This is a genomic window from Saccharopolyspora sp. 6V (genome assembly GCF_020176785.1).
GTDB lineage: Bacteria > Actinomycetota > Actinomycetes > Mycobacteriales > Pseudonocardiaceae > Saccharopolyspora_C > Saccharopolyspora_C gregorii.
On the sequence record NZ_JAIUKB010000226.1, the window covers coordinates 1 to 2,532 of the forward strand.

Sequence of the window (2,532 nt, forward strand, 5' to 3'; positions counted from 1 at the left end):
TGAGCTCGGCCGCCCGTCGCGGTCAGAGCTGAGGCTCTGTTCGTCAGCCCCGGTCACTACGGCTGAACGTGGCGCCCCATAGACTCCCCTCCCCGAACGCACCGTTCACCGCACCGCTGGGGGAAGCACATGGCCGAGCAGCCCGAGATCGCGATCGCCCCGTCGAACGCCGCCCAGTCCCGGGCGTGGGACGGCGAGCAGGGCGAGTTCTGGGCGGAGCGCGCCGAGCGCTTCGACGAGGGCGTCGCCGCCTACCACGAGCTGTTCCTGGACGCGGCCGAGATCGGCCCGGCCGCGCGGGTGCTCGACGTCGGCTGCGGCAGCGGGAAGGTCACCCGGGACGCGGCGCGGCGCGCGGCGGCGGGCTGGGCGCACGGGGTCGATCTCTCGGCGCCCCTGGTGCAGCTGGCCCGGGTGCTGGCGCAGCGGGAAGGGGTGGCGAACGCGTCGTTCGAGCGGGCTGACGCGCAGGTTCACCCCTTCCCCACCGTCGACCTGGTGCTGAGCAGGCACGGGGCGATGTTCTTCGGCGCGCCCCGCGACGCGTTCACCCACCTCGGGCGGGCGTTGACGCCGGGCGGTGGGCTGGCGCTGCTGACCTGGCAGCCGGCGGAGCACAACCCGTGGATGGGCGGGTTCCGCTCGGTGCTCTCCGGTGGACGCGAGGGCGCGCCGCCGGTGGACGGGCCGGGTCCGCTGTCGATGAGCGAGCCGGCGGTGGTGCGGGCGTTGCTGGAGTCGGCGGGTTTCGAACGGGTGCGGTTGGACGGGCTGCGGGAGCGGATGTACTTCGGCCGGGACGCCGCGGACGCGTTCCGGTTCGTCACCGGGCAGTTCTCCGGGTTGCTGGCCGGGCTGGAGGCGCCGCAGCGGGAGCGGGCGGAGGCGCGGCTGCTGGCGCTGCTCACCGAGCACGAGTCCGAGCGGGGCGTGCTGTTCGAGTCGGCGGCGTGGCTGGTGCGGGCGCGGCGGCCGTGACCTGCGGCTGCGGGGTGTAGGGATCTCGTTCTCGCGGGTAGCCGGTTGTCGGTCCACTCCAGGGAGGTCGAGGTCATGCTGCCCAGGCACGAACGCCGCCGCATCGCGGAAATCGAGAAGGGTCTGGTTCTGCAGGACCCCGATTTCGCCGACCGGTTGCGGCGCGCGGAGCTGCCCGGCCGGTCGCGGCCCGGGGTGCGGGTCGTGCTGGGTTGCGTCGCGGTGGTGGCGGCGTTGTTGTGCATGGTGCTCGGTGAGGTGGCGGGTTTCCTGCTGGCGGGGTTGTTGGCGACGGCGCTGCTCGCGGCGCGGGGCTGGCGGTTGTTGACGTCCTGAGGCGGTCAGGGGCGCCAGCGGGCGCGGTAGCCGGGCCGGTCGGCGTAGGGCAGGCCGAGCAGGGCTCGGGTGGCGCAGCCGCGTTCGTCTTCGGGCGGGTAGGCCTCGCCGAGCCGGTCGCAGGGTCCGGTGCCGGAGCCGCAGAGCTGGTGCTGGCGCAGCAGCCTGGTCTTGAGCTCGCATTCGCGGAAGCCGCGGAAGACGGTGCCGCCGCAGGGTTTGGCGTTGCCCGCTTCGACGTCTTCGCGCACCCAGCGCAGCAGTTCCAGGTCGATGTCGATCTGTCGTCGCAGGAACTCGGCGAACCGGTTCATGGTCGTCCCCCACCGCGGTACGCGGGTACCGCCCGTTCTGCCGTTCGGCGTGCGGTGCCGGTTGTCGGCCCGCTCGGGTGGGGACGTGGCAGGGGGCCGGGTGTGACGCGGTGTGCGGGGGTCATGCCTGGGCGTGGTGGTTCGAGTGGGTGTCGAGCACTGCGCGGCTCGTGGCGCCTGGTGCGCCGGTGGCTGCCACGAGCACGGGGCGTACCTCCGTCGTCGTTCGTTCGATCGTTCGACGGTACCCATGGCGGGGTGTGCGGATCACCCGCGAGAGTCGGTGCGCGGTGGCGCGGGGGGGGGGGGGGGGGGGGGGGGGGGGGGGGGGGGGGGGGGGGGGGGGGGGGGGCGGGGGGGGGGGGGGGGGGGGCGGGGGGGGGGGGGCGGCCCGCCCCCCCCCCCCCCCCCCCCCCCTTTTTCGCCCGCGCCCCGGGGGACGCGGTCCGGTGAGCCGTCCGGCGCGGTGTGCGGTCGGTGCGGGCTCTGCGGCCATGATGCGGAGCGCGTGGTGGTGGGGCGCGCGGCGATCACCGGATCCGGGTGGTGTTCACCCCGGCGCGCCGCGCGTTTCACCGGGTCGGGTCCGGGTCCGCTCCTTTGGTCTCGGCACCGGTTCGGGTGATGCGGAGGGTGCGGATTTCGAAGGGGCGCAGGGTGATGGGTTCGGCGTGGTACTGGGGTTCGCCGGTGGGGCGTTCGAGCAGGTCGGTTCGGGTGATCGCGGTGTGGGGGAAGTGCGGGGTGAGGGTGGTGGTGGCGCGGCCGCCGCGGGATTCGTAGAGGCGGACGATGATGTCGCCGCTGCGGTCTTCGGCGGGTTTGAGGGCTTCGACGATGACGTCGGGGTTGTCGAGGGTGATCAGGGGTGGGACGGGGTTGCCGCCGGGGAGGGTGCGTGGGG

4 protein-coding genes are annotated in these 2,532 nt (G+C 74.5%); 2 read left to right on the forward strand and 2 right to left on the reverse strand.

What is annotated here, in order from left to right:
- Nucleotides 1-129 precede the first annotated feature (129 nt).
- Together LCD35_RS29610 and LCD35_RS29615 are read left to right on the forward strand one after the other, a co-directional pair.
- Nucleotides 130-978, forward strand: coding sequence for a class I SAM-dependent methyltransferase (locus tag LCD35_RS29610; protein ID WP_224963282.1), 849 nt, complete (start codon nucleotides 130-132; stop codon nucleotides 976-978).
- 75 nt (nucleotides 979-1,053) lie between these two features.
- The gene (locus LCD35_RS29615) at nucleotides 1,054-1,314 is read left to right on the forward strand and encodes a DUF3040 domain-containing protein (RefSeq protein WP_224969042.1); all 261 of its coding nucleotides are present in this window, start codon (nucleotides 1,054-1,056) and stop codon (nucleotides 1,312-1,314) included.
- A 5-nt stretch (nucleotides 1,315-1,319) separates the two neighbouring features.
- Here LCD35_RS29615 and LCD35_RS29620 read toward each other — a convergent pair whose 3' ends face one another.
- Both LCD35_RS29620 and LCD35_RS29625 read right to left on the reverse strand, forming a co-directional pair.
- A complete protein-coding gene (locus LCD35_RS29620; RefSeq protein ID WP_224963286.1) occupies nucleotides 1,320-1,628 on the reverse strand; it encodes a DUF6221 family protein in 309 nt (102 codons plus the stop codon).
- Between the two features lie 572 nt (nucleotides 1,629-2,200).
- Nucleotides 2,201-2,532 (reverse strand): glycosyl hydrolase-related protein (locus tag LCD35_RS29625; RefSeq protein ID WP_225045316.1); only part of this gene is annotated, 332 nt, incomplete at its 5' end.